At 56.5% G+C, this 24,389-nt stretch carries 24 protein-coding genes; 8 read left to right on the top strand and 16 right to left on the bottom strand.

Annotated elements, in window-relative coordinates; translation table 11 throughout:
• Nucleotides 1-8: 8 nt before the first annotated feature.
• Nucleotides 9-1,427 (top strand): glutamate synthase small subunit, encoded by a 1,419-nt coding sequence (locus tag GO007_RS11780; RefSeq protein ID WP_095099957.1) that lies wholly within the window; start codon nucleotides 9-11, stop codon nucleotides 1,425-1,427.
• Between the two features lie 164 nt (nucleotides 1,428-1,591).
• Here GO007_RS11780 and sspB read toward each other — a convergent pair whose 3' ends face one another.
• The 5 genes from sspB to zapE all read right to left on the bottom strand — a co-directional run bounded on the left by sspB (nucleotide 1,592) and on the right by zapE (nucleotide 5,292).
• Nucleotides 1,592-2,086, bottom strand: coding sequence for a ClpXP protease specificity-enhancing factor (sspB, locus tag GO007_RS11785; protein WP_095099960.1), 495 nt, complete (start codon nucleotides 2,084-2,086; stop codon nucleotides 1,592-1,594).
• A 3-nt stretch (nucleotides 2,087-2,089) separates the two neighbouring features.
• Complete coding sequence (gene sspA / locus GO007_RS11790) at nucleotides 2,090-2,728, bottom strand: stringent starvation protein SspA (RefSeq protein WP_041147437.1); 639 nt, start codon at nucleotides 2,726-2,728, stop codon at nucleotides 2,090-2,092.
• A gap of 311 nt (nucleotides 2,729-3,039) precedes the next feature.
• Nucleotides 3,040-3,432, bottom strand: a complete 393-nt coding sequence (rpsI, locus tag GO007_RS11795; protein WP_000829815.1) for a 30S ribosomal protein S9 — start codon at nucleotides 3,430-3,432, stop codon at nucleotides 3,040-3,042.
• 15 nt (nucleotides 3,433-3,447) lie between these two features.
• Nucleotides 3,448-3,876: a 50S ribosomal protein L13 gene (rplM, locus tag GO007_RS11800; RefSeq protein ID WP_004868222.1), complete on the bottom strand. Its 429-nt coding sequence runs from the start codon at nucleotides 3,874-3,876 to the stop codon at nucleotides 3,448-3,450.
• 288 nt (nucleotides 3,877-4,164) lie between these two features.
• Entirely contained in the window at nucleotides 4,165-5,292 is a 1,128-nt protein-coding gene (gene zapE, locus GO007_RS11805) for a cell division protein ZapE (protein WP_095099963.1), read from the bottom strand.
• A 190-nt stretch (nucleotides 5,293-5,482) separates the two neighbouring features.
• On the opposite strand from zapE, the gene zapG reads away from it, so the two are divergent.
• The 3 genes from zapG to degS all read left to right on the top strand — a co-directional run bounded on the left by zapG (nucleotide 5,483) and on the right by degS (nucleotide 8,624).
• The gene (gene zapG / locus GO007_RS11810; protein ID WP_095099966.1) at nucleotides 5,483-5,881 is read left to right on the top strand and encodes a Z-ring associated protein ZapG; all 399 of its coding nucleotides are present in this window, start codon (nucleotides 5,483-5,485) and stop codon (nucleotides 5,879-5,881) included.
• 175 nt (nucleotides 5,882-6,056) lie between these two features.
• Entirely contained in the window at nucleotides 6,057-7,424 is a 1,368-nt protein-coding gene (gene degQ, locus GO007_RS11815) for a serine endoprotease DegQ (protein WP_095099969.1), read from the top strand.
• Between the two features lie 141 nt (nucleotides 7,425-7,565).
• Complete coding sequence (degS, locus tag GO007_RS11820) at nucleotides 7,566-8,624, top strand: outer membrane-stress sensor serine endopeptidase DegS (protein WP_095099972.1); 1,059 nt, start codon at nucleotides 7,566-7,568, stop codon at nucleotides 8,622-8,624.
• A 47-nt stretch (nucleotides 8,625-8,671) separates the two neighbouring features.
• Here degS and GO007_RS11825 read toward each other — a convergent pair whose 3' ends face one another.
• The 6 genes from GO007_RS11825 to mdh form a co-directional block, all read right to left on the bottom strand.
• Entirely contained in the window at nucleotides 8,672-9,694 is a 1,023-nt protein-coding gene (locus GO007_RS11825) for an alcohol dehydrogenase catalytic domain-containing protein (protein ID WP_095099975.1), read from the bottom strand.
• Nucleotides 9,695-9,703: 9 nt separating this feature from the next.
• Nucleotides 9,704-11,152 (bottom strand): sugar porter family MFS transporter, encoded by a 1,449-nt coding sequence (locus GO007_RS11830; protein ID WP_095099978.1) that lies wholly within the window; start codon nucleotides 11,150-11,152, stop codon nucleotides 9,704-9,706.
• A 170-nt stretch (nucleotides 11,153-11,322) separates the two neighbouring features.
• The gene (locus GO007_RS11835; RefSeq protein WP_095099981.1) at nucleotides 11,323-12,723 is read right to left on the bottom strand and encodes a sugar isomerase; all 1,401 of its coding nucleotides are present in this window, start codon (nucleotides 12,721-12,723) and stop codon (nucleotides 11,323-11,325) included.
• Between the two features lie 18 nt (nucleotides 12,724-12,741).
• A complete protein-coding gene (locus tag GO007_RS11840) occupies nucleotides 12,742-14,175 on the bottom strand; it encodes an L-fucose/L-arabinose isomerase family protein (protein WP_095099984.1) in 1,434 nt (477 codons plus the stop codon).
• The gene (locus GO007_RS11845; protein WP_065907145.1) at nucleotides 14,172-15,071 is read right to left on the bottom strand and encodes a helix-turn-helix domain-containing protein; all 900 of its coding nucleotides are present in this window, start codon (nucleotides 15,069-15,071) and stop codon (nucleotides 14,172-14,174) included. Before GO007_RS11845 ends, GO007_RS11840 begins: the two co-directional genes overlap by 4 nt.
• Before the next feature lie 247 nt (nucleotides 15,072-15,318).
• Nucleotides 15,319-16,257, bottom strand: a complete 939-nt coding sequence (gene mdh, locus GO007_RS11850; protein WP_095099988.1) for a malate dehydrogenase — start codon at nucleotides 16,255-16,257, stop codon at nucleotides 15,319-15,321.
• 415 nt (nucleotides 16,258-16,672) lie between these two features.
• Between mdh and argR the strand changes: the two genes are divergently transcribed.
• The 3 genes from argR to yhcN-B all read left to right on the top strand — a co-directional run bounded on the left by argR (nucleotide 16,673) and on the right by yhcN-B (nucleotide 18,131).
• A complete protein-coding gene (gene argR, locus GO007_RS11855; protein WP_041147448.1) occupies nucleotides 16,673-17,143 on the top strand; it encodes a transcriptional regulator ArgR in 471 nt (156 codons plus the stop codon).
• Between the two features lie 353 nt (nucleotides 17,144-17,496).
• Nucleotides 17,497-17,760 carry a peroxide/acid stress response protein YhcN gene (gene yhcN / locus GO007_RS11860; protein WP_095099991.1) on the top strand — a complete coding sequence of 88 codons (264 nt, stop codon included), beginning with the start codon at nucleotides 17,497-17,499 and terminating at the stop codon, nucleotides 17,758-17,760.
• 104 nt (nucleotides 17,761-17,864) lie between these two features.
• Nucleotides 17,865-18,131 (top strand): DUF1471 family stress response protein YhcN-B, encoded by a 267-nt coding sequence (yhcN-B, locus tag GO007_RS11865; RefSeq protein ID WP_095100131.1) that lies wholly within the window; start codon nucleotides 17,865-17,867, stop codon nucleotides 18,129-18,131.
• A 49-nt stretch (nucleotides 18,132-18,180) separates the two neighbouring features.
• On the opposite strand, the gene GO007_RS11870 is transcribed toward yhcN-B, so the two are convergent.
• The 4 genes from GO007_RS11870 to aaeX form a co-directional block, all read right to left on the bottom strand.
• The gene (locus tag GO007_RS11870) at nucleotides 18,181-18,456 is read right to left on the bottom strand and encodes a barstar family protein (RefSeq protein ID WP_095099994.1); all 276 of its coding nucleotides are present in this window, start codon (nucleotides 18,454-18,456) and stop codon (nucleotides 18,181-18,183) included.
• A gap of 155 nt (nucleotides 18,457-18,611) precedes the next feature.
• Nucleotides 18,612-20,579, bottom strand: a complete 1,968-nt coding sequence (gene aaeB, locus GO007_RS11875; protein ID WP_095099997.1) for a p-hydroxybenzoic acid efflux pump subunit AaeB — start codon at nucleotides 20,577-20,579, stop codon at nucleotides 18,612-18,614.
• Nucleotides 20,580-20,584: 5 nt separating this feature from the next.
• Complete coding sequence (aaeA, locus tag GO007_RS11880) at nucleotides 20,585-21,517, bottom strand: p-hydroxybenzoic acid efflux pump subunit AaeA (RefSeq protein WP_095100000.1); 933 nt, start codon at nucleotides 21,515-21,517, stop codon at nucleotides 20,585-20,587.
• A gap of 7 nt (nucleotides 21,518-21,524) precedes the next feature.
• Entirely contained in the window at nucleotides 21,525-21,728 is a 204-nt protein-coding gene (gene aaeX / locus GO007_RS11885; RefSeq protein WP_004868260.1) for a p-hydroxybenzoic acid efflux pump operon protein AaeX, read from the bottom strand.
• Nucleotides 21,729-21,859: 131 nt separating this feature from the next.
• Between aaeX and aaeR the strand changes: the two genes are divergently transcribed.
• The gene (gene aaeR, locus GO007_RS11890; protein WP_095100003.1) at nucleotides 21,860-22,789 is read left to right on the top strand and encodes an HTH-type transcriptional activator AaeR; all 930 of its coding nucleotides are present in this window, start codon (nucleotides 21,860-21,862) and stop codon (nucleotides 22,787-22,789) included.
• A gap of 85 nt (nucleotides 22,790-22,874) precedes the next feature.
• Here aaeR and tldD read toward each other — a convergent pair whose 3' ends face one another.
• Nucleotides 22,875-24,320 (bottom strand): metalloprotease TldD, encoded by a 1,446-nt coding sequence (tldD, locus tag GO007_RS11895; RefSeq protein ID WP_095100006.1) that lies wholly within the window; start codon nucleotides 24,318-24,320, stop codon nucleotides 22,875-22,877.
• Nucleotides 24,321-24,389: the final 69 nt, after the last annotated feature.

Consider the following 24,389-nt stretch of genomic DNA (forward strand, 5'->3'; position numbering starts at 1 on the left):
GAATTCAGATGAGCCAGAACGTATACCAGTTTATCGACTTACAGCGCGTTGATCCGCCAAAAAAGCCGCTGAAGATCCGTAAAATTGAATTTGTCGAGATTTACGAGCCGTTTTCAGAGGGCCAGGCTAAGGCGCAGGCAGACCGCTGTCTGTCCTGCGGCAACCCGTACTGTGAATGGAAATGCCCGGTTCACAACTACATCCCTAACTGGCTGAAGCTTGCCAATGAGGGTCGTATTTTTGAAGCGGCAGAGCTGTCGCATCAGACCAACACCCTTCCGGAAGTGTGCGGCCGCGTGTGCCCACAGGATCGCCTGTGTGAAGGTTCCTGTACGCTGAACGATGAGTTTGGCGCAGTGACCATCGGCAACATCGAGCGCTATATCAACGATAAAGCGTTCGAGATGGGCTGGCGTCCCGACCTTTCCGGCGTCAAGCCGGTCGGCAAAACGGTCGCCATCATTGGTGCGGGCCCGGCGGGCCTCGCCTGTGCTGACGTCCTGACCCGCAACGGCGTGAAGGCCGTGGTATTCGACCGCCATCCGGAAATCGGCGGCCTGCTGACCTTCGGCATTCCGGCATTTAAGCTGGAAAAAGAGGTCATGACCCGTCGCCGGGAAATTTTCACCGGCATGGGGATTGAATTCAAACTCAACGTTGAAGTGGGCCGTGACGTACAGCTCGACGATCTGCTGAAAGAGTACGATGCCGTGTTCCTCGGCGTAGGTACCTACCAGTCGATGCGTGGCGGACTGGAAAACGAAGATGCAAACGGCGTATATGATGCCCTGCCGTTCCTGATTGCCAACACCAAGCAGACGATGGGCTTTGGCGAAACGCCGGAGGAGCCGTACGTCAGCATGGAAGGCAAACGCGTCGTGGTTCTCGGCGGCGGCGACACCGCAATGGACTGCGTGCGTACCTCCATACGTCAGGGGGCAACTCACGTTATCTGCGCCTACCGTCGTGACGAAGAGAACATGCCGGGCTCCAAACGCGAAGTGAAAAACGCGCGTGAAGAGGGCGTTGAGTTCCAGTTCAACGTTCAGCCGCTGGGTGTTGAAGTGAATGCCAACGGTAAAGTGTGCGGCGTGAAGATGGCGCGCACCGAGATGGGCCAGCCGGATGCGAAGGGCCGCCGTCGGGCCGAAATCGTTGCCGGTTCCGAGCACGTCATCCCGGTAGATGCGGTGGTTATGGCGTTTGGCTTCCGTCCGCACAGCATGGAATGGCTGGCGAAACACAGCGTTGAGCTCGACTCACAGGGCCGTATTATTGCCCCTGAAGGTAACGAAAACGCGTTCCAGACCAGCAACCCGAAGATCTTCGCCGGCGGCGATATCGTGCGCGGTTCTGACCTGGTGGTTACGGCGATTGCCGAAGGCCGCAAAGCGGCTGACGGGATCCTGAACTACCTGGAAGTGTAACGCCAGGGCCCGGATGAACAATCCATCCGGGCTCAGTAAACGACAAAGCCCGCAGGCGAGAGCCAGCGGGCTTTTTATTACGTGAGCAGTCAATGACCGCCGCTGCGGCGTCAAAAACAGAACAGACCCCGAAGGGTCTGTCATCTGCGATCGACGAGATGGGATTACTTCACGACGCGTAGCGCCGGTCGCCCACCGCGAGGCGGCGGCGTATCATCAGGGTCGTCCTCATGATTATCCGGCTTATCGCCGTCAATCACCGACATTACCGTTTCGTTCTCGTTGCTTAACGATGCTTCGTCATCATTCAGGCTGATGGCGTCCCCATCATAAGCCGCTTCCGGCTCGAACATGGTTCCCGCGCCGTTTTCACGCGCGTAGATAGCCAGTACGGCAGCCAGCGGAACGGAGACATTGCGCGGTACGCCGCCAAAGCGGGCGTTGAAGCGCACTTCATCGTTAGCCAGCTCCAGATTACCGACGGCGCGCGGAGCAATGTTGAGAACAATTTGTCCGTCGCGTGCATACTCCATCGGAACCATAACGTTCGGCAGAGTTACATCGACGACCAGATGCGGAGTCAGCTGGTTATCCAGCAGCCACTCATAGAACGCCCGTAGCAGGTACGGGCGACGCGGCGTTAGCTGCGATACATCCATCGGTTAGCCTCGACCGAGTCGCATTTCACGCTCGGGTTCAGTTAAGGAAGCCAGGAAGGAGTCACGTTCAAATACGCGGGTCATATAGCCCTTGAGCTCCTTCGCACCGGCACCAATCACTTCTACGCCGAGTACCGGTAAACGCCACAGCAGCGGTGCAAGGTAGCAATCGACCAGGCTGAACTCGTCGCTCAGGAAATATGGCTTCTGGGTGAAGACTGGCGCAATCGCCTGCAGCTCTTCACGCAGCTGCTTACGCGCGTTATCAGCCTGTGCGGCGGTGCCGGTCTGAATGGTATTCATCAGCGAATACCAGTCTTTTTCGATACGTTGCATGTACAGACGGCTTTCGCCACGCGCCACCGGATAAACCGGCATTAACGGCGGATGTGGGAAACGCTCATCCAGATATTCCATAATGATGCGGGATTCCCACAGAGTGAGCTCACGATCCACCAGCGTCGGTACGCTTTGATTTGGGTTGAGGTCAATCAGATCCTGAGGTGGGTTATCCTTCTCCACGTGTTCTATCTCAAAACTAACACCTTTTTCTGCCAGCACGATGCGGACTTGGTGGCTATAGATGTCAGTAGGACCAGAAAACAGCGTCATTACCGAACGTTTGTTGGCAGCGACAGCCATGAAAACCTCCAGGTATATTCAGAATTTTGTACTGCTACCAGCCACGCATGGCTAGCCAGATGTAAAAACCCCATTCGCGGGAAGACATTCTCGTTTATGAAAGAAACAAAAAACGAACAATCACCAGCATTTGGGCAGAAAATTGGATGATAGTTTACCAGATCTTGACGACGTTGTGGTGAGGGGATTCTGGAAATGCTGAAAAAGTGGTAAGAATGGGTGACTTCGGCATGGAAAGCGACCGTTTTATCCATAAAAAAACCCGCCGAAGCGGGTTTTTTCGCAAATTGTTCTGCGTGAGCAGAAAACAATTAACGTTTGGAGAACTGAGGACGACGACGTGCTTTACGCAGACCGACTTTCTTACGTTCAACCTGACGAGCATCACGAGTAACGAAACCAGCTTTACGCAGTTCGCCACGCAGGGACTCATCATACTCCATCAGAGCGCGGGTGATACCGTGACGGATCGCACCAGCCTGACCAGAGATACCACCACCTTTAACGGTGATGTACAGATCCAGTTTCTCAACCATGTCGACCAGTTCCAGCGGCTGACGAACTACCATGCGGGCAGTTTCACGACCGAAGTACTGTTCCAGAGAACGTTGGTTGATAACGATTTTGCCGTTGCCCGGTTTGATGAAAACGCGAGCTGCGGAACTTTTGCGGCGACCAGTGCCGTAGTATTGATTTTCAGCCATTGCCTATAATCCCGATTAGATGTCAAGAACTTGCGGTTGCTGTGCCGCGTGGTTGTGCTCGTTACCCGCGTAAACTTTCAGTTTACGGTACATAGCACGACCCAGCGGGCCTTTTGGCAGCATGCCTTTAACCGCGATTTCAATCACACGCTCAGGACGGCGGGCAATCATCTCTTCAAAGGTCGCTTCTTTGATACCACCGATGTGGCCGGTGTGGTGGTAATACATTTTGTCTTCGCGCTTGTTGCCGGTTACAGCAACTTTTTCTGCGTTCAGAACGATGATGTAATCACCAGTATCTACGTGCGGAGTGTATTCCGCTTTATGCTTACCGCGCAGGCGACGAGCCAGTTCAGAAGCCAGACGGCCCAGAGTTTTACCGGTCGCGTCAACAACATACCAGTCGCGTTTTACGGTTTCTGGTTTAGCTGTAAAAGTTTTCATTAAAAGCTTACCCAAATAATAAGTTACACGTTGGTGAACACCCAAACGTTTAGTCAGTTGAGGTTCACACGACATTGTCCAGCAAACCTACCCCTTCGAATAGCCTATGCCGGCACATAGAAAGTTTTGGGAAAAAAACCTTCTCGTAACGTGGGGTCGCAAGATTATAGAGAAGTCACGAGTAAAGATCGACCCCTTTATGTGATTTGGCCTGGTTTTTTCGCGACCGGAGCGCGCCCTGGCGCATCCACGTCAACCCTCTCCCGCCGGGAGAGGGAGAAAGGCGCGTTACGGCATATGAGGGCGCTTTAAATACTCCTCGCTCTGCATTTCCTGCAGGCGTGACAGGCAGCGCTGGAACTCAAATTTCAGGCGTTCTCCCTGGTAGATTTCGTGCAGCGGCACCGCCGCGCTGACCGCCAGCTTAACGTGGCGCTCGTAGAATTCATCAACCAGCGCAATGAAACGCCGCGCCTCGCTCTCCAGCTGCGTCGTCATAACCGGAACATCAAAGAGCATAACGGTATGAAACAGGCGAGACAGCGCAATGTAGTCATGCTGGCTCCTCGCATCTACGCATAGCGTAGTGAACGACGCCGCCAGGGTCTGGTTCTCCACGCCAAGCGTGGGCAGGGAGCGGTGGTTAATCTCCAGCGTAGGCATCTGCTCGCGCCTCGCGCCGGCCAGCGCCAGCCACAGCTTATCCATCTGCTGCTGGGTCTGCGCGTTGAGCGGCGATAGCCAGAGGTGGGCCTGAGTGAGCGTACGTAAACGGTAATCAATGCCCGCATCGACGTTCATGATATCGCAATGCTGCTTGATCGCCTCGATAGCCGGCAGGAAACGGGCGCGCTGCAGGCCGTTACGGTACAGATCGTCCGGAGGAATATTCGAGGTCGCCACCAGCGTGATGCCGCGCGCAAACAGCGCCTTCATTAACCCGCCCAACAGCATGGCATCGGTAATGTCTGAAACAAAAAACTCATCAAAGCACAGCACATCGGTTTCCGCCTTAAAGCGGTCGGCAAGGATCTCCAGCGGGTCGCTGTGCCCCTGCAGCGCAATCAGCTCTTCATGAACGCGCAGCATAAAGCGGTGAAAGTGCAGGCGCTGCTTACGCTCGCCGGGCAGGCTCTGATAAAAGAGGTCCATCAGCCAGGTTTTACCGCGCCCCACGCCACCCCACATGTACAGGCCGCGGGAGGAGCCCGTTTCAGGCGCAGGCTCACGCTTGCCAAGCAGTTTGCCGAATTTCGCCCGCAGGCCGCCGCTTTGCGGCGTCGGCGCGGGTTTTGCCTGCAGTTCATGATAGATAGTATCGAGGCGGCTTACCGCTTCTTGCTGGACGTCGTCGGGCTGATGAGAGCCCTCTTTAAGAGCTAAAAGGTAACGCGATGTTGGGGACAGGCTTTGCATGATCTAATTGTTATTCCTTGAAAATCGTAACGTCAAAGCTCACGATTGTCGAAAAAAAGGCCGTTCTACACTACGCGATGATACGCCAGGATTCCACTTCTGTGGAATTAGCGGTTATAGTGGCACTATCGGGCGCAGGCGGAGAGCCTCATAGCCACCCTACGGAACCACAAAACAACGGGAGATGTACATGACCTGGGAATATGCGCTAATTGGGCTAGTTGTCGGTATCATCATCGGTGCCGTCGCCATGCGTTTTGGCAACCGCAAATTACGTCAACAACAGGCGCTGCAGTTCGAACTCGAAAAGAATAAAACAGAGCTTGAAGAGTATCGTGAAGAGCTGGTCAGCCATTTTGCTCGCAGCGCTGAACTGCTGGATAACATGGCCGATGACTATCGCCAGCTGTACCAGCATATGGCAAAAAGCTCCAGCAACCTGCTGCCGGATACCATGGCGGAGGCCAATCCATTCCGCAACCGCCTGGCGGAATCAGAAGCCGGTAACGATCAGGCGCCGGTCCAGATGCCGCGCGACTATTCTGAAGGCGCATCCGGCCTGCTGCGCGGCGGTGCAAAACGCGACTAATCCTAAGGTTAGCGTAAAAATATTTTCCGGGCGCACTCTTTGCGCCCGTCTTCCCCCCTACATCCCAGCTACAATTTAAAACATTGACCACGTTGTTACCTGGTCGAAAATTCAATAACATCAGGCCATTCGGGACGATTTTCCACACACCTCAGGTTACGAGAGCCAGCATCTAATGAAGAAACAGACTTTGCTGTTGAGTGCGTTAGCGTTAAGCATAGGGTTATCGTTGTCCGTTTTACCTACGGCTACGGCGTCGATCCCCACGCAGGTACCGGGCCAGGGGGCGCTACCGAGCCTTGCGCCGATGCTGGAAAAAGTGCTGCCTGCGGTGGTAAGCGTCCAGGTTGAAGGCACCGCCTCCCCTGCGCAAAACATGCCGGAAGAGCTGAAAAAATACTTTGGCGACAATGCGCCGCAGGAGCAGGCTCAGCCTTTTGAGGGTCTTGGCTCTGGCGTTATCATCGACGCGGAAAAAGGCTATGTGCTGACGAATAATCACGTCATCAGCCAGGCACAAAAGATAAGCGTTCAGCTAAACGATGGCCGCGAGTTTGATGCGAAGCTGGTCGGCAGCGATGATCAAAGCGATATCGCCCTGCTGCAGCTGCTAAAACCGACCCATCTGACGCAAATCGCTATCGCCGATTCCGATAAGCTGCGCGTGGGTGATTTTGCCGTCGCCGTCGGCAACCCCTTCGGTCTCGGGCAGACCGCCACCTCAGGCATTATCTCCGCCCTCGGCCGCAGCGGCCTGAACCTGGAAGGGCTGGAGAACTTCATCCAGACCGATGCCTCTATTAACCGCGGTAACTCCGGCGGCGCGCTGCTGAACCTGAATGGCGAACTTATTGGTATCAATACGGCGATTCTGGCGCCGGGCGGCGGCAGCGTCGGCATCGGCTTCGCCATTCCCAGCAACATGGCGAAAACACTCGCTCAGCAGCTGATTCAGTTTGGCGAAATCAAACGCGGCCTGCTGGGAATTAAAGGTACTGAAATGAGCGCCGATATCGCCAAGGCGATGAATATCGACGTTCAGCGCGGCGCTTTCGTCAGCGAGGTGTTGCCGAACTCCGGTTCAGCTAAAGCGGGGATTAAATCCGGGGACGTGATTGTCAGCATGAACGACAAGCCGCTCAACAGCTTTGCCGAACTGCGGTCGCGTATCGCCACCACCGAGCCGGGAACGAAAGTGAAGCTGGGGCTTCTGCGCGACGGTAAGCCATTGAATGTTGACGTCACGCTGGATAAGAGTACCTCTTCCAGCGCCAGCGCCGAGCTGATCATCCCCGCCCTGCAGGGCGCATCGCTGAGCGATGGCCAGATGAAGGACGGCACCAAAGGCGTGGTTGTTGATAACGTCGATAAAGCCAGCCCGGCGGCACAGGTCGGCCTGCATAAAGACGATATTATCATCGGCCTTAACCGCGAGCGCATTAGCTCTATCGCCGAGCTGCGCAAGGTGCTGGAGAGTAAACCGGCGGTCATCGCACTTAACGTGATGCGCGGTAACGAAAGCATTTATCTTCTGCTGCGCTAATGCTCAGATCCGGACATCGCGATCGCCGCGATGTCCGGAATATCGGGCGACGGGACGCAGCCTGCGCACCGGTAACGTGAAAGACGACGCCTGTAAGTCGTGCTATGCTGCGCCTGTCCATTAATCAACGATACCTGCATCATGCCTGGAAAGCTTTTACGTTCAGTACTCATTGGTTTGATCGTCGGGGGTCTGCTGCTGGCCGCGATGCCCTCGCTGCGTCAATGGCATCTGACGACGACGACCCAGTACGATAGCGCGGATGAATCGCCCGTCAGCTATAATCCTGCCGTCCGCCGGGCTGCGCCTGCGGTGGTCAACGTCTATAACCGCGCCCTCAACGGCACCAGCCACAATCAGCTGACTCTTGGTTCCGGCGTCATCATGGACCAGCGCGGGTATATTCTGACCAATAAGCACGTCATTAACGACGCTGACCAGATCATCATCGCGCTGCAGGACGGCCGCGTCTTTGAAGCCCTGCTGGTCGGTTCGGATACCCTCACCGATCTGGCGGTATTAAAAATCAACGCCAACGGCGGTCTGCCGGTTATCCCGATTAATCCGAAACGCGTGCCGCATATTGGCGATGTGGTTCTGGCGATTGGTAACCCTTATAACCTCGGGCAAACCATTACCCAGGGGATTATCAGCGCCACCGGTCGTATCGGCCTTAACCCGACGGGTCGACAAAACTTCCTGCAAACCGATGCCTCTATCAACCACGGTAACTCCGGCGGCGCGCTGGTCAATTCGCTGGGCGAACTGATGGGCATTAACACGCTGTCATTTGATAAAAGCAACGATGGCGAAACGCCGGAAGGGATCGGTTTTGCGATCCCCTTCCAGCTGGCAACGAAGATCATGGATAAGCTGATCCGCGACGGCCGCGTGATCCGCGGCTACATCGGCATTAGCGGCCGTGAGATCGCGCCGTTACACGCGCAGGGCGGCGGGATCGATCAGCTGCAGGGGATCGTGGTTAACGACGTTGCGCCGGACGGTCCTGCGGCTCAGGCCGGGATCCGCGCTAACGACGTGATCATCTCGGTAAATGACAAGCCCGCGGTTTCCGCCCTCGAAACTATGGATCAGGTTGCTGAGATCCGTCCGGGTTCAGAAATTCCGGTGGTGATCATGCGCGAAGATAAGAAAATCACGCTGCATATCGCCGTGCAGGAATACCCGGCAACCAACTAAAGCCCGACAGGCCGGGCTTTAGCTTTTGATACTGACGTTAACGTCAATCAGGCGTTAACGTCGATCATCGTCTTAATTTCATTCGTCATCGGGAGCGTCCATGCTTCCTGGGCGCGCGCCAGCGGCAAACGTCTGCTTATCAAAATATCGGCGTTCAGCCTCTGCTCCTCCAGCGCCGCGATAACCGCAGGCCAGGTGAATTTATAGCGCATAACCCCGTGAATGGTGACTTCACGTTCTATCACCGCCGACATGGGAAAGCCGCCCACCTGTTCACCCACGCCGATCATGATTGCCCGCCCGCCGGAAAGTACGCTCAGACAGGCGTCGTGGCGCACGGACTGTACGCCCGTGCATTCCAGCAGCACGTCGTACTGCCGGTCGTTATCGGCCAGAGTGCTCAGCGTTTCAGCCCCCAGCTCATGGGCAATTTTGCGCCGCCCCTCCTGAGGCTCAACCAGCACCACTTCCGTGGCGCCCAGAGTTTTAGCGACCTGAACGGCGAATAACCCCACCGGGCCGCCGCCGGTAACTAACACCCGGGAACCCAGGCCAATCCGTCCTTTTTGCGCCCCTGCCAGAGCGACTGAAATCGTTTCGACCATCGCCGCCGCGCCGTCGCTAATGGCGTCGCTGATAGCGTGCGCGTTGCCTGAAGGGACGCACAAATACTGCTGCATGGCGCCGTAGGTGCCCGGCACGCCGAAAAACTTCTGCGTCGGACAGATATTATAATTGCCCTGCACACAGTGCCGGCAGCGGCCGCAGGGTACCAGCGGATCCACCGATACGCGCTGCCCGACGCGGTGCGGCGAAATTCCCTGCCCCACCGCCACAATCGCACCGCCAAACTCGTGTCCCATAATCATCGGCGCGGTAATCATTTCGCTGCCGCAGCGCCCGTCGAAGTAAAAATGCTTATCTGAACCGCACACGCCGACCGAGCCGATTTTCAGCAGCACTTCCCCGGCCTGCGGCTGCGGCACGGCGGTGGTCCGTAGCTCAAGGGTTTCTTTCGCCATCAGGAACAGCGCGCGCTGGCTGTCCGGAATATCCGTTTTTAATTCCATAACGACCTCTCAGTCTGAGTTGATTTTATTGAGCAAAACGCCCGAAGAAGCGGCATTGCGCGAATTGAACTGCCCGTTAAGCAGGCTCTGTTCGATATCCTCCAGCGTTCTCCCCCGCGTCTCCGGGGCGTAGCGCCACACGAAGACCCAGGCGAGCGCATTGACCACCGCCAGCGCGCCGAACACCAGGCCGATGCCAAGCGCATCCGCCGTGAAATAGAGCAGCAGGGTGACGAGGAAATTGACGACCCACAGCGCAAACGAGCACAAAGCCGTGCCTTTGCCCCGCACGCCAAGAGGGAAGATTTCGGCGCAGTACAGCCAGGTTACAACCGACAGGCTGCCGCCGTTGAAGGCGAAATATCCCAGCAGGCAGGCCAGCACGATAATTTTATGGCCGTCGCTCAGCAGCTCCTGCGCGTGGGCGGACCAGGGCAGCAGCATCGACATCACCGCCAGCACCACCACCGCGCCGGGCAGGCCAATCAGCATCAGGCGCCGCCGCCCGAGCACGTCCAGCAGCCAAATCCCTAACAGGGTGAATACCGTGAGCACCACGCCGATCCCGACGGAGCCGAGGATCGCCACCGACTTGCCAAACTGCGCCATCACCAGCAAGGAAGGGGCGTAATAGATGATGGCGCTGATGCCGGTAGCCTGAGAGAAAATAGCGATGCCCAGACCGGCGACCAGCGCGGGCCGCACCCAGGGCTGGAACAGCTCTCTCCAGCTCGACTGCTGGTCCTGATGCAGCCGCTCTATCTCCTTTACTTCCTGAGCGGCTTCGTGCCCGGTGCGCCCTACGCGGACGAGGATTTCCTCCGCCCGTTTAGCCTGCTGCTTGCCCACCAGCCAGCGCGGGCTTTCCGGCAGATACAGCATCATCACGATAAAAATCACCGCCGGGATAACCGCCAGCCCGAGCATCCACTCCCAGGCCCCGGATGGACCAAGCAGATAGCCCACGGCGTAGGCCAGCAGCGTGCCGACGCAGATCATCATCTGGAACAGCACGCCCTGAGCGCCCCGCCGATGGGCAGGCGCCAGCTCGGCGATATACATCGGAACAATTTGCGAGGAGCCTCCGACGCCCAGGCCAAGCAAAAAACGCATGACAATCAGCATATTGAGGGAGGTCGCTAAAGCGCAGCCGAGAGCGAATAAAGCAAACAGTATTGAGATGACGATGACGGTTCTGCGCCGCCCCAGACGATCCGAGAGCGGGCCGGTCAGCAGCGCGCCAAATATCGCGCCGAGAAGCGTGGCGGAGGTGACCACCGACTGCATAAAGGCGTTGTCCGCGATGGCGAAATCCTCGCGCAGAAAGAGCAAGGCGCTGGCAATAATGCCCGTGTCGTAGCCGTACAGCAGGCCGCCGATGCTTGCCCCGATGGCGACCAGAAAGCTGTAGCGTCTGCCGTGGGCGACGGCCGTGGGAGGGGTCGATAACGTGTTCATATTAACCTCACAAGAGAATAGTCAGGCTCCCCGGGCCAAATTTCGGCAAAGGGAGGCCAGGCGATAGCGGGTATCACAAAAAAGTAAGGATTAAATGGGAGAAAGCGGGCTTCCCACAGGTCGTACGGCGCGCGACAGCAATTGGATCAGGACGATCGTGCGCCTGAAGATCACACCTCGTGGACAGGGATCTTCAACAGCTGCCCAAGTTTATGAAACGCCTGGGCGTGGTATCCCCGTCCCATCGCGCAGTGATGGGTCGGGCCGCAGGCGGACCAGTCATCCACAAAAGCGCGCAGCCCTTTGCGGAAGCGGAACAGGGCGTTCGTATCCCCAAGCTGCAGCGTTTTGCCTTCCACAAGCTCGCCCTCGGCCAGCACCAGCATGTACTGACCGTCGGCCCCCTGAGTAACGGAAGCCAGGGTTACCGGCCCGGTGGCCGGGGTAAACTGGGTCAGAAAACCGCTGCCCGGCTTGCCGTGGAAGACGGAGCTCATTTTGAGCAGGGATTTTTCATCGGCGATGTCCGGATCGCCCGCCCCGCTGTGCCCGACGATGCAAAGATCCTGATTGAAATCCATCGAATACAGCTCGGTCAGCGTTGCGCTGCCGGCCAGGGATTTCATCAGCGTCAGCGCGATCGCCGTTTTGACGTCGGCCTCAACCGGGCAGGCGATCCCTTGCCGGGTCAGCATGGAGAAGACCGGATTCGACGCGGAGATAATCTGGTGCATATAGCCGCTGGGCTGCACCTCGAAGTGGTTCGACAGCGCAATCAGCCGGTGCTCATCAACCAGCCTGCGGGTGGCCAGATAGACCTCAATCATTGAGGTCAGATGCTGCTCATCCAGATCCTCCGGCAGACGGAAAACCTCTTTCACTTCCCGGCCCGCCCGCTCGATGTCGTCCTGGTTAAAGCCGTGGGCGATATTGGCTGCGATATCTTCCCAGTTCAGATGCTTCACGTAGCTGCCGAAGGTGCGGAAAATCTGCGTCTCATCGACGTTGAGATCCATCATCCCCGGATACGGACGGCCAAGAATGCCGATGTTCCCCGACTTCAGGCGACGGCAGGCGTTGGCCGCGTCGCACCACTGGCTAATCTTCTCATCAAGGATGGTATCTCCTTCAAGGTAGCCGGAAACCACCGCAAAAGGATGCTCGAAACGGCGCAGCACGGCGGTCATTTCGGGCAGCCCGGCGCAGGTACAGCCTTTGCCCAGCCAGTCGTCTATCGTCTGCGTTTGGTCCAGATCCAGCGCGGGAACCGACTGCACGTTCAGCAGCACCAGCGTCACGTTGCCCAGCGCGCGCACTACCGGCAGCAGGGACTCGGACGAGGCGTAGGTTGTCAGGTGGCAGAAAATAATATCCACGTCTTCCGCCTGAAAGCGCAGCCCCGCCTCCCGCGCCCTTGCCGGATTGTCCACCATGCCTGCGGCAACGACGTCGCGCGGCGAGAATTTCTCCAGCAGCCGCTGATGATGCTCCATCAGCCGCTCTTTCATGCCCGAAAACTGCGGCCAGTACGCTTCAAGGCCGATGGCGAAAATACCAATTTTTGCACTCATAAAGGTTCTCCTTTGCGGTTATACAATGCGGGTAGCCGTCACGCCGAGCAGGCTGGCAAGCTTTTCAAGCGTCGCACCGTGGTGCCCGATACCGATGGCGCAGTGATGAGCCGCCCCGCCGCGCGACCAGCTTTCGGTGAAGGCCCGGGCGCCGCAGGCAAAGCGGTAGCGGCTGTTGGTATTGCCGATATCCAGCACTTCTCCCGCCAGCGATTCCCCTTCGGCGTACTGCAAAATCACCCGGTTGTTAACGTCCTCCACCACCGACAGGAAGGTGACCGGCCCGTTGCGTACGCTCATCTGGATCGAGATCCCTTTGCCGGGCTTACCGTGATAAACCGGCAAAGGCACGAGGCGCACTTCACCCTCGGCCATCGCCGGATGAGCCGGGCCGTCATGCCCCCACAGCACGACATCATCATCGAAATCAATGCCGTAAGGCTCGGCAAACGAGCCTCCGGCCCCGAGTAAAGAGAGAATTTTCATCGCGATAACGTTTTTAACTTCGTACTCTCCAGCGACCGGAATATCCCGCCCGGTAAGCAGCGTATTGCCCAGAATCAGCGAGGTGACGATATTTTCATGGGCGCTGCCCGGCGTGCCTTCGTAGTAGTACGCCAGCGCGTGCAGTTTGTTTTCCCGGACCAGGTCGTCGAGGGCGACGGCGGTGTGCGTTGCCCGCAGCAGTTCCTGCTCATCACAGCTGTCATCGATGACCAGCTTTTCCCTTATTTCCCGCCACTTCTCTTCTATTTGCCTGTCGGAAACCTGCTCGCGCCAGCTCAGCAGCTCGCACATCTCCAGCGGTTGGAAGCGAACGCCCAGCTTCGCTGAGAGGTTCGTCATGTTGGAATAGACGTCGTACATGCCGTTGTAGTAATGGCCCAGCACGCCAATCTGCGTCTGCGCCAGCTGCTTTTTCAGCGTCAGCGCCGTCAGCCAGGCGCGTGTTTCCCGCCAGACGTGGGGATCGTTGTGCAAAGCTCCGACGATCATTTCCCAGCTAATCCCGGCGCGATTAAAGACGTTCGCCAGCTCCGGCGCGCTGCACGCCTGGCAATGCGCCAGCCACTCGCCGGTGCGCGCCCCGCGATCGGGCAGATCGCGAATCACGCTGTACGGCAACGTGCGATCCGGCTGGAGGGCAAGGATCAGCACCGGCACGCTGAACTGCTGCACCAGCGGCAGCACCGTGGAGCTCAGGGCATAGGTGCTGATGGCGATCACGATGACGTCCGGCGAAAACTGCCTGAGGCGCAGGGCCAACGCATCGCTTTTCTCCAGCGAATCCACCAGCCCGCCGTTCAGCACAGTCAGCGAAGGCGCAGAGAGCTGCTCTTCAATCTCCTGCAGATAGCCCAGCAGGCGCTGTTCGAGGCCGCTGAACTGCGGCCAGTAGGTGTTGAGCCCGATACCAAACAGCGCGGTATTAAGCGTGGCGGGTGCGTTCATAGGTTGTCTCCTGATGAGGATAAATCGTCTGAGAAAGGAAAATGTCCGCGTCCCAGCCCCCGCGCCTGAAGCGCTCGTCGACAGTGGCTGGGGGACTGGTTAAAGCTTTTCTGAAAGATGACCGAGAAGTAGTTGCTGTCGCTAAAGCCGCTCACCGCCGCCACTTCTGCAATGGAGAGTTCGCTGGTGCCGAGCAGCGTTATGGCGCGGCACAGGCGGCGCTGCATCTGGTAGCGGCTGATGGTCATACCGGTTATCTGTTTGAAGGCGTCGCGCACCGAACGCGGAGAGAGCTGATGCTGCGCGCAGAGGGATTCCAGCTCAAATTTCTCATTCAGCCGCGAGCCGAGGCTGGCGATGACCAGATCGATATCCTGGCGGGCGTGAGAGGCCAGCTTGTCCGGCGCGTAGCGGTGGCGCATCAGCAGAAGCACCAGTTCGAGAAATATCGACTCGCTCAGGCGTAAAGAAACGGGGTCACGCCTGCCGCACTCGCCGGCCAGACGCTCAACGTGCTGGCGGATCAACGCCAGCGACTCCCGGGTTAATCGCCAGCTACGGCTTTGCTGGTGGGTTTCCGTGCCGGGCAGCAGATTGTGCCAGTCGGTGCCCAGGCGCAGGCGGTCGCGGCAAAACAGAATGTTGCCCAGCTCGAGGTTATCGACCGACTGATAGTAATGGCTATCCTGCTGGGTCACATACAGCACGTCACCGTAGGTAATGCGGTACGGCAGTCCGTTCCAGATGTGTAATCCGTTCCCGCGCCAGACAATAACGATTTCGTCAAAATCATGGCGATGCAGAGGAAAGATATCCTGCGGGCAGCGGTGCTCCACCGCCACCGGATGGGCGGCACTAGTGAAGTAATCACTGCGCTTGAGCATTAAGGAGGTCATGTTTTTCCCGGTGATGGCGGCAAGGTGGAATCAATATAAGCCAGCCAAAAGCCGGGCCGCCTTAAGAGCCGGGTGGAAATTCGGGCGGGGCGTGACCAAAAAATCAAGAATCAGGAAGGGATTGCCGAAGTTGCAGAGGCGATCACATTTTGATAACAATCAACAGCGGGGCGAAACGGCGGAGGCTTTAAAAACAGCGAGCGGGCAAGGCTGCCCGCTCGTTTACATCATTCGCAAATCAGAACGATCACTTATTAACGAAATCTTCGCCCAGGGCGATATCTTTCTTCAGCGTATCAAGCATGCCTTCCAGCGCCTGCTGTTCAAAGGCGCTGAGCGTGCCTATCGAATGGCGCTCTTCCACACCATTTTTGCCTAACAGCAGCGGCTGTGAGAAGAAGCGAGCGTACTGACCATCGCCTTCAACATAGGCGCATTCCACCACGCCCTTCTCACCCTGCATCGCGCGGACCAGGGAGAGGCCAAAACGGGCTGCCGCCTGACCCATAGAGAGCGTTGCCGATCCGCCACCGGCTTTAGCTTCAACGACTTCAGTGCCGGCGTTTTGAATGCGTTTAGTGAGGTCTGCCACCTCTTGTTCGCTGAAGCTTACGCCAGCAATCTGTGACAGTAATGGCAGGATAGTGACGCCCGAGTGGCCGCCAATAACCGGCACTTCGACATCGGATGAGGATTTACCTTTCAGCTCAGCGACAAAGGTATTAGAGCGGATAATGTCCAGCGTGGTCACGCCAAACAGCTTGTTCTTATCGTAAACGCCGGCTTTTTTCAGCACTTCCGCCGCAATAGCCACCGTTGTGTTCACCGGGTTGGTAATAATACCGATGCAGGCCTGCGGGCTGGTTTTGGCAATCTGCTGAACCAGATTTTTCACGATACCGGCGTTAACGTTAAATAAATCGGAGCGATCCATGCCTGGCTTACGCGCAACGCCAGCGGAAATCAGCACCACATCAGCGCCCTCGAGCGCCGGGGTCGCGTCTTCACCGGAGAAACCTTTGATTTTTACATCGGTAGGGATATGGCTGAGATCAACCGCCACGCCCGGAGTTACCGGAGCGATGTCGTACAACGAGAGTTCTGAACCTGAAGGCAGTTGGGTCTTAAGTAGTAGGGCAAGCGCCTGGCCTATTCCACCAGCGGCGCCGAGGACTGCAACTTTCATCCTAAACTCCTTATTATGGTTAATATCGTCTTTCGTTACTCCGTCGCCTGGACCTTAATTCACAAGATGAACAATTACAATAAGTATGGTTGAAGAATGCGTTCTGGTGCGCAGCGATGCATCCGCTTCGCATTTTCATCCCTGAGACTGGCCATCCAGCAAAACGTAGTACCGGACCGACTAGTGGTTACAATACACCCAGCCTGTTCGGCAAAACAACACCAATCTCATAACATTTAATTTACTTTTACAGCTATTTACGCGCTGTGATGAAGGCATGTTCCTTATCAGGGTTATTTGCTAAAATATGCCCCCTTCATAACATTATTTACTTTATCCCCTTGCGGATTATTTGCATAAAAATTCATGATTATGCATAATGATGTTGTTTTTACCACCATAATCTGGGTGACTTATGCGAAGTTCGGCAAAACAAGAAGAACTGGTTAAAGCATTTAAACTGCTGCTTAAAGAAGAAAAATTCAGCTCTCAAGGTGAAATCGTCCAGGCGCTGCAGGAAGAAGGTTTCGATAATATCAACCAATCGAAAGTTTCTCGCATGCTCACAAAATTTGGCGCGGTACGAACCCGTAATGCCAAAATGGAAATGGTCTACTGTCTGCCTGCCGAGCTTGGCGTTCCGACAACCTCCAGCCCGCTGAAAAACCTGGTCCTGGACATCGACTATAACGATGCCGTCGTGGTTATCCATACCAGCCCAGGCGCAGCGCAGCTCATCGCGCGTCTTCTCGACTCCCTGGGTAAAGCGGAAGGCATCCTTGGCAGTATCGCGGGTGATGACACCATCTTTACCACCCCGGCCAGAGGATTTACCGTCAAAGATCTGCACGACGCGATTCTGGTCCTGTTTGAACAAGAACTCTAAGCCCTCTCCCTCTGGCTGACGCCGGAGGGCCCTTCAAAAAATGCAGCATTTCTTTAACATTTAGTGTGGTTTTTCCCTCCTATACATTCCTTTACTGAATGAAAGGGCCGAAAACGCACAAAATATCAAATACATCCATCTTTATGATTTTATTAGAAATAGCGGGAGCCCGTGGCTAATAAATGACATTTCTAATTCTTATACGTTATAAAAAAGACATTTCTATGTAATTATTTACACGCAAAACAATTAGCACGGTATTAATATTTTTGGTGATTAGTGTATACTTGATTTTGTGATGAGGGTCACGAAACAAAGAGCTCTCAGTAATAAGATTCGACGAGGTGAACATCATGAAAATCAAAACAACCGTAGCTGCACTCAGTATCCTGTCCGTACTCTCTTTTGGCGCTTTCGCCGCTGATTCAATCAACAGCGATCAGGCTCAAAGCCGTCAGCCAATCGGCACCGTTTCCGTCGGCGCGGTAAGTGCTTCCCCGATGGATATGCATGAAATGCTGAACAAAAAAGCGCAGGAGGAAGGGGCTTCTTCCTATCGCATCATCGAAGCGCGCACCGGCGACCACTGGCACGCGACGGCAGAACTTTATAAATAAGTTTTAACGCTTATCGGTTATTCACTGAATACAGAATATCTCCAGCGGCCCAGGTACATAACAAACCTCCCGCCGCTGCAATCAACATGGTTGGAGTAAAAATTATGAAAACTGCAATGATCATCGCATCCCTGGGCCTGGCCTCCGTACTCTCTTTCGGCGCAAGCGCCGCCGTACAGCAGGTCAACGCCGAACAGGCTCAAAACCTACAGTCTATGGGCACCGTTTCTGTCTCGCAGGTAGGCAGCGCGCCGATGGATATGCGCCAGGAACTGGCGGCTAAGGCCGCTAAAGAAGGCGCCAGCAGCTACCGTATTATTGAAGCCCGTACCGGCGATACCTGGCACGCTACGGCTGAGTTGTACAAATAAACCCTCGTCGTCTTATCCGACGACTTGCCCCCGCCCGTCGGGGGCTTTTTTATGCCTGTCTGGCATTAAAACGTAATTCCCCTTCCAGCTCTTCTTCCGCTTCATCAAACAGCAAAATCAAAGCGCCAAAGCGCCGACGCTGCTTATCGCTCAAATGAATAAACTCAATCTCCAACGGCAGCGGCAGCAGGCCGCCGGTGGTCACTTCCCAGAGCGAGTCCAGGTTGTTTACCCTCTCCCGGCTCAGCTCAAAGACGCGGGAAAACTCACGATAGAAATCCTGCTGTTCCGCTATATCATCGAAATCAAACGTGTAGACCGTCATCGCCCGCCCCCGCTTAAACCCGCCGCCATTCCCCGCTAAATACCATACCGCCGGACGGTCGCTTTGCCATCCTTATATTTCTGAATCGAAGGGGTCCCGTTGATGAGTAAGTATAGCGATAAAAAAACCGACGCTTCAGGCGTCGGTTTTGGTCTTTAGCTATTCGTCAGCACATGCTGATACTTGCGCAGCATCTCCACCAGCCGTCGGACCGGCTCCGTCACCTGCGGCGACGCTTCCCAGAGCCGCAGCTTCTCCTGATAAATATCCAGCTCGTCGAGCAGGCGGGAGAAATAGCGCCGACGCTTGTCATCATTGCCTGCGGAGATTACGTGATCCGCAGTACGACGCAGCTGGCGATGGTATGCCGACAGATCGTCATTAACCGGCACCGGCGCATCCCGCAGGCGCTGATGGGCAATAATCAGCGTCAGCGCTAAGCGGAAACGGGCAATATCGTCCGGGAACTTGTTCAACAATAAGAAGAGCTGTTGATAGAGGGCCGGCAGATGGTTCTCTTTGCGCCTGGCGGTATTGGTGGTCAGCGATGAGACCGCTGCCGAGACAAACTGATTGAGCAGCACGCGCCCGGTGCGCGCCCGCGAATTATCTCGCACCAGCAGGATAACCATCAGCGCGAGGAAACAGCCAACTATCTGGCCTAACGCGCTGTCAAGGAACTGGCTGAACTGGAACTGCATCGGGTTATCCAGCACCAGGATATTGATGGTGCCGGCCAGCGCCCCCATCGATCCCAGCCGCCGCTTCTGTACTTCAATCCCAATGAAGAATGCCATCACCGCCAGGCTAATACACAGCAGCAGCATGCTTTGCTGGGTCGCGGGCATAATCACGAGGAAGAAAAACGCCCCCAGCGGTAGAGCCGCCAGCATCCCGTAGAGGAAATCCAGTGCCACCATGCGCGGGTTCGGCAGACGCATCGCCAGCGCCGTGACCACCGCGATCATCACCATTGCCCCGCTGCCGGAGGTCCAGCCGGTCCAGAGCCAGAACAGCGTGCCGAGAATGCACGAAATGGAGGTGCGCCAGAAGTTCACCATCGCATGATGGCGCTCGGCCGACTCGGCTTTCATCACCACTTCGCCCTGCAGCACTTCATCTTCAATACGGCTAATTTTGGTATTGCCGACAACGCCCCTTTTTAACAACAGATAGCGCGTGGCGGCCCCGACCCAGCTATAGATCGTTACCGGCGTATTATGCTCCCCTTTCCAGGTCAGAAAACGGCGCATTCTCTTCAGCTGTCGATGTACATCCTGCACGTTCTCAACCGGCTCGGCGAACAGCTCGCGGTAATCATCCGTCACCATTTCCGGGCGTGAATTCTGGATTAAGTAGGTCTCGCAGGCTTGGGTAATCAGCGTCAGGGAGAGGGTATTAATCGCCTTCAGGCGCTGGTTGACCTTCGCCCAGCGCGAGGATTCCATAATCAGGTTTCCGCGCATACCTTCCAGCGCGCTGGTCCGGCGTACCAATGCTCCCCAGGCTTTATCCACGATTTCGCTGTCGCCATGCGCCACGCAGAGCTGCATCAGGCGATAGTGTTCAACCAGCAGGTTATCCAGCTCCAGGTCGATCTCTTTTTTGATCGACCGCGGCGAAAACAGCAGGTCCGCCACAATGGCGCTGACAATACCGACCACAATCTCGCTGCAGCGCTCGACGGCAAACTGCGGCGCCAACATCGGATCGGTATGAATGGTGATAACAATGATCAGCGCGGTATAGCCCGCCAGCCCCCAGGCGTAGGAGTTTTCAACCCGCACCAGAGAAGAGATCCAGGTGCAGAATCCGGCCCACAGGCAGCACACCAGCATCATCAGCAGCGGGGCGCGAATCATCAGGATGATAATGGCCAGCGCCGCAATACAGCCGATAAAGGTACCGACAATACGCAGCATCCCACGATAGCGGATGGCGCCCGAATAGGGCTCCCCTCCGGCCGCGAATGCCGGACCCGCGGCAACGATCGCCGCCGTCAGCACCGCCCAGCGCGGGGTTTCCAGCTGAAAGTGGAAGCCAACAAAGAGCGCCAGCACCACCGCGCAGGCGAGCTTAACGGCGAAGCGGAGATGCCGGGGGGCAATAGTGAAGATCCCCATGACGATTAACCAAACTCACGCAGGCGCATGGCCAGTTTCTGGAAGAAATTCGCCTGCCGGGCGTCGCGGTCCTCTTTGCCGGTGATCACCACCGTTGCGGTGGTCCCCGCCGGCCAGATATTCCCCTGCTGCCGATCGAGGCGAATTCGCACCGGTACGCGCTGCGCCAGGCGCACCCACTCAAGGTTCGAGTCCACGGAGGCCATGCCTTTTGCATCGCTGCTGCTGCTGGCGTTGGTCACCCCGGCGGCAATACTGTCAACCGTCCCCTTGATCGTGCGGCTGCTGCCCAGCGGGGTAATCTCCGCCCGGAAGCCCGGACGCACGCCTTCCAGCTTGGTCTCTTCGAGATAGGCCATCACGTAGAAGGTATCCTGTTTCACCAGCGCCACCGCCGTAGAGCCGCGGGTAATAAATTCACCGCCGTAGACGTTGAGGTTGGTCACCCAGCCGTCGGCTGGCGCGCGGATAACCGTCCGCTGCAGGTCGAGCTTCGCCAGATCGCGGCTGGCTACCGATTTTGCCAGCTGGTGTTCCACCGTTTGCAGGACGTTATTGGCCTGATCTATCTCTTCCCGGGACATTGCCTGAACGCCGAGCCGATTACGACGCCCGGCTTCAACGCGTTTTTCCTGGGCCAAAGTTTGATAATAGGAGACGTCGGCCTCGGCCTCTTCAAGCGCCTTCTGGTAACGCGGTTGGTCAATCACGAATAAAACCTGACCTTGCTTAACCAGCTGGTTATCCTTGATATTAACCTGCGAAATCAGCCCCGAGACGTCGGGAGCGATGGCCACGATGTCGGCGCTAAAGCGCGCGTCGCGCGTCCACGGCGATGCGGTGTAGTATACCCACGCGCGAAAAATTGCGACAAATGCCAGGATAACCAGTATCACAGTGATTGCGGTACGGAAGATATTTCTTGTTAGTGTTTTCACATCAACCTCAAACGAACAAACGCGATATCAGATAAAAAAGGCAGCAATATAACGCGGTATTAAACAGTGCAGGGTGCCAGACGAAGTCATAGATACCGGTAGGAACCAGCAATCGGTGCACCAGCCAGAAAATGGCCAGCGATATTAACAGCTCAAAGAAGATCGGCGGAAACGACAAGCCGAAAATCACGATGACAGGAAACAGACTCATGATGACCTTGATAAGAAGCGTGCAGGTGGTAAGCGTGAAGCATTTATTATGTAGCTAACAATATAGTAACGTAACAATTGCAGCATGATCTATATTATGTGATCTAAATCACTTTTAAGTCAGAGTGAACAATGGAACGACTAAAACGCATGTCCGTTTTTGCCAAAGTGGTAGAACTGGGTTCATTTACCGCCGCGGCCCGCCAGCTCCAGATGAGCGTTTCTTCAATCAGCCAGACCGTATCCAGGCTGGAAGATGAGCTGCAGGTAAAGCTGCTCAACCGCAGCACCCGTAGCCTTGCCTTAACGGAAGCCGGGAAAATTTATTACCAGGGCTGCCGCCGAATGCTGCTTGAAGCCCAGGACGTGCATGAGCAGCTTTACGCGTTTAACAACACGCCCATCGGCACGCTGCGCGTCGGCTGCTCTTCAACTATGGCACAGAATGTCCTGGCCCATATTACCGCAGGCATGCTCAAAGAGTACCCCGGACTGTCGGTCAATCTGGTCACCGGGATCCCGGCGCCGGACCTGATTGCCGACGGTCTGGACGTGGTTATTCGCGTCGGCGCGCTGCAGGATTCCAGCCTCTTCTCACGTCGTCTGGGGTCGATGCCGATGCTGCTCTGTGCGGCAAAGAGCTACCTTCAGCAGGCGGGGATCCCGGAAAAGCCGGCGGATCTCGCCAGCCACTCCTGGCTTGAATACAGCGTGCGTCCGGATAACGAATTCGAAATCATCGCCCCGGAAGGGATCTCGACGAAGCTGATCCCCCAGGGGCGCTTCGTCACTAACGATCCGATGACCCTGGTGCGCTGGCTGACCGCCGGCGTCGGCGTCGCTTACGTTCCGCTAATGTGGGCGATCGAAGAGATCAACCGCGGGGAGCTGGAGATCCTGCTGCCAAGCTACCAGTCGGATCCCCGCCCGGTGTACGCGCTGTACACCGAAAAGGACAAGCTGCCGCTGAAGGTACAGGTGTGCATTAACTACCTGACCGAATATTTTGTCGAGGTGGCGAAAATTTATCAGGGAATGCACGGCCGCGGGCTCGACCATTAGCCGGTGGCCGCTGGAGATAACGCGCTGCGGGGTAAGTACAGGAAAGGTTACGCCTTCGACGAATGCGAAGGCGTATTGAAGAGACTCAGGCAGTGCCGCCGACGGTGAGCTTATCGACCTTCAGCGTCGGCTGGCCGACGCCAACCGGCACGCTCTGGCCCTCTTTACCGCAAACGCCAACGCCGCTATCCAGCTTCAGATCGTTCCCCACCATTGAAATCTGCTGCATGGCTTCAATCCCGGAGCCGATAAGCGTCGCGCCTTTCACCGCCCTGGTCACCTTACCTTTTTCAATCAGATAGGCTTCAGAGGTGGAGAAAACAAACTTACCGGAGGTGATATCAACCTGACCACCGCCGAAGTTTGGCGCAAAGATACCGTAATCAACCGATTCGATAATCTCCTGCGGCGTCGATTTACCCGCCAGCATGTAGGTGTTGGTCATACGCGGCATCGGCAGATGCGCGTAGGACTCGCGACGGCCGTTACCGGTAGGCGCAACGCCCATCAGGCGGGCGTTGAGCTTGTCCTGCATATAGCCTTTGAGAATACCGTTCTCAATCAATACGTTGTATTGACCCGGCGTTCCCTCATCGTCAACCGCCAGCGAACCGCGGCGATCGGCAATGGTGCCGTCATCTACCACGGTACAGAGCTCTGATGCCACCAGTTCGCCCATATGGCCGCTGAACACCGAGGTCCCGCGACGGTTAAAGTCGCCTTCCAGGCCGTGGCCTACCGCCTCATGCAGCAATACCCCGGGCCAGCCCGCGCCTAATACCACCGGCAGCATGCCGGCCGGGGCCGCAACGGCGGACAGATTAACCAGCGCCATGCGCACGGCTTCTCTTGCCCAGGCGTCAGCACGAACCTCGCCTTCTTCACTGCCGAGAAAATAGTCGTAGCCAAAACGTCCGCCGCCGCCGCTGGAGCCGCGCTCGCGTTTGCCATCATCTTCCACCAGCACGCTGACGGAAAGGCGTACCAGCGGTCGAACGTCCGCCGCCAGCGTACCGTCGGTCGCCGCAACCAGGATCAGTTCATACACGCCGCTGAGGCTGGCAGAAACTTCCTGCACGCGCTTATCGGCGGCCCGCGCCGCTTTGTCTACGCGACGCAGAATGTCCAGCTTCTCTTCACGGCTCATGCTTTGCAGCGGATCGATGCTGGCATACAGCGGGCTATACTCCACCGCCCCAAGAGTGCGAACCTTACCGTCGCCTCTGTCGCGTACGATGGTACGCGCTGCCTGCGCGCTTTGTTCCAGCGCCAGCAGGCTGATTTGGTCAGCATAGGCGAAGCCGGTCTTTTCGCCGCTTACCGCGCGAACGCCGACGCCCTGATCGATATTATACGAACCATCTTTGATGATGCTGTCTTCCAGAACCCAGGATTCGTGATAGCTCGACTGAAAATAGAGATCGCCGTAATCAAGACGGCGCTCGGCCAGCTGGCCAAGAATGGCAAAAAGGTCCTGATGGTTCAGGCCGTTTGCCGACAGTAATTGTTCACTTACCAGGTTCAGACTCATCGTTTGCTACTCATTTGTTGCCGCCTGTCAGGCGGAAATAGGTACCCTAAATAGTTCAGGTTGCAGAAA

The organism is Klebsiella sp. 10-1 (assembly GCF_009758445.1).
Classification (GTDB): domain Bacteria; phylum Pseudomonadota; class Gammaproteobacteria; order Enterobacterales; family Enterobacteriaceae; genus Klebsiella; species Klebsiella scottii.

Bases quoted from the DNA above. Each gene is read 5' to 3' on its own strand.
- GO007_RS11835 (WP_095099981.1), bottom strand. From the start codon at position 12,723: ATGAGTGCAAAAATTGGTATTTTCGCCATCGGCCTTGAAGCGTACTGG.
- GO007_RS11845 (WP_065907145.1), bottom strand. From the start codon at position 15,071: ATGACCTCCTTAATGCTCAAGCGCAGTGATTACTTCACTAGTGCCGCC.
- zapG (WP_095099966.1), top strand. From the start codon at position 5,483: ATGACCTGGGAATATGCGCTAATTGGGCTAGTTGTCGGTATCATCATC.
- zapE (WP_095099963.1), bottom strand. From the start codon at position 5,292: ATGCAAAGCCTGTCCCCAACATCGCGTTACCTTTTAGCTCTTAAAGAG.
- mdh (WP_095099988.1), bottom strand. From the start codon at position 16,257: ATGAAAGTTGCAGTCCTCGGCGCCGCTGGTGGAATAGGCCAGGCGCTT.
- GO007_RS11830 (WP_095099978.1), bottom strand. From the start codon at position 11,152: ATGAACACGTTATCGACCCCTCCCACGGCCGTCGCCCACGGCAGACGC.
- GO007_RS11870 (WP_095099994.1), bottom strand. From the start codon at position 18,456: ATGACGGTCTACACGTTTGATTTCGATGATATAGCGGAACAGCAGGAT.
- GO007_RS11840 (WP_095099984.1), bottom strand. From the start codon at position 14,175: ATGAACGCACCCGCCACGCTTAATACCGCGCTGTTTGGTATCGGGCTC.
- aaeX (WP_004868260.1), bottom strand. From the start codon at position 21,728: ATGAGTCTGTTTCCTGTCATCGTGATTTTCGGCTTGTCGTTTCCGCCG.
- aaeR (WP_095100003.1), top strand. From the start codon at position 21,860: ATGGAACGACTAAAACGCATGTCCGTTTTTGCCAAAGTGGTAGAACTG.
- GO007_RS11825 (WP_095099975.1), bottom strand. From the start codon at position 9,694: ATGGAATTAAAAACGGATATTCCGGACAGCCAGCGCGCGCTGTTCCTG.
- rpsI (WP_000829815.1), bottom strand. From the start codon at position 3,432: ATGGCTGAAAATCAATACTACGGCACTGGTCGCCGCAAAAGTTCCGCA.
- degS (WP_095099972.1), top strand. From the start codon at position 7,566: ATGCCTGGAAAGCTTTTACGTTCAGTACTCATTGGTTTGATCGTCGGG.
- yhcN (WP_095099991.1), top strand. From the start codon at position 17,497: ATGAAAATCAAAACAACCGTAGCTGCACTCAGTATCCTGTCCGTACTC.
- argR (WP_041147448.1), top strand. From the start codon at position 16,673: ATGCGAAGTTCGGCAAAACAAGAAGAACTGGTTAAAGCATTTAAACTG.
- rplM (WP_004868222.1), bottom strand. From the start codon at position 3,876: ATGAAAACTTTTACAGCTAAACCAGAAACCGTAAAACGCGACTGGTAT.
- yhcN-B (WP_095100131.1), top strand. From the start codon at position 17,865: ATGAAAACTGCAATGATCATCGCATCCCTGGGCCTGGCCTCCGTACTC.
- aaeB (WP_095099997.1), bottom strand. From the start codon at position 20,579: ATGGGGATCTTCACTATTGCCCCCCGGCATCTCCGCTTCGCCGTTAAG.
- sspB (WP_095099960.1), bottom strand. From the start codon at position 2,086: ATGGATGTATCGCAGCTAACGCCGCGTCGCCCGTACCTGCTACGGGCG.
- tldD (WP_095100006.1), bottom strand. From the start codon at position 24,320: ATGAGTCTGAACCTGGTAAGTGAACAATTACTGTCGGCAAACGGCCTG.
- degQ (WP_095099969.1), top strand. From the start codon at position 6,057: ATGAAGAAACAGACTTTGCTGTTGAGTGCGTTAGCGTTAAGCATAGGG.
- GO007_RS11780 (WP_095099957.1), top strand. From the start codon at position 9: ATGAGCCAGAACGTATACCAGTTTATCGACTTACAGCGCGTTGATCCG.
- sspA (WP_041147437.1), bottom strand. From the start codon at position 2,728: ATGGCTGTCGCTGCCAACAAACGTTCGGTAATGACGCTGTTTTCTGGT.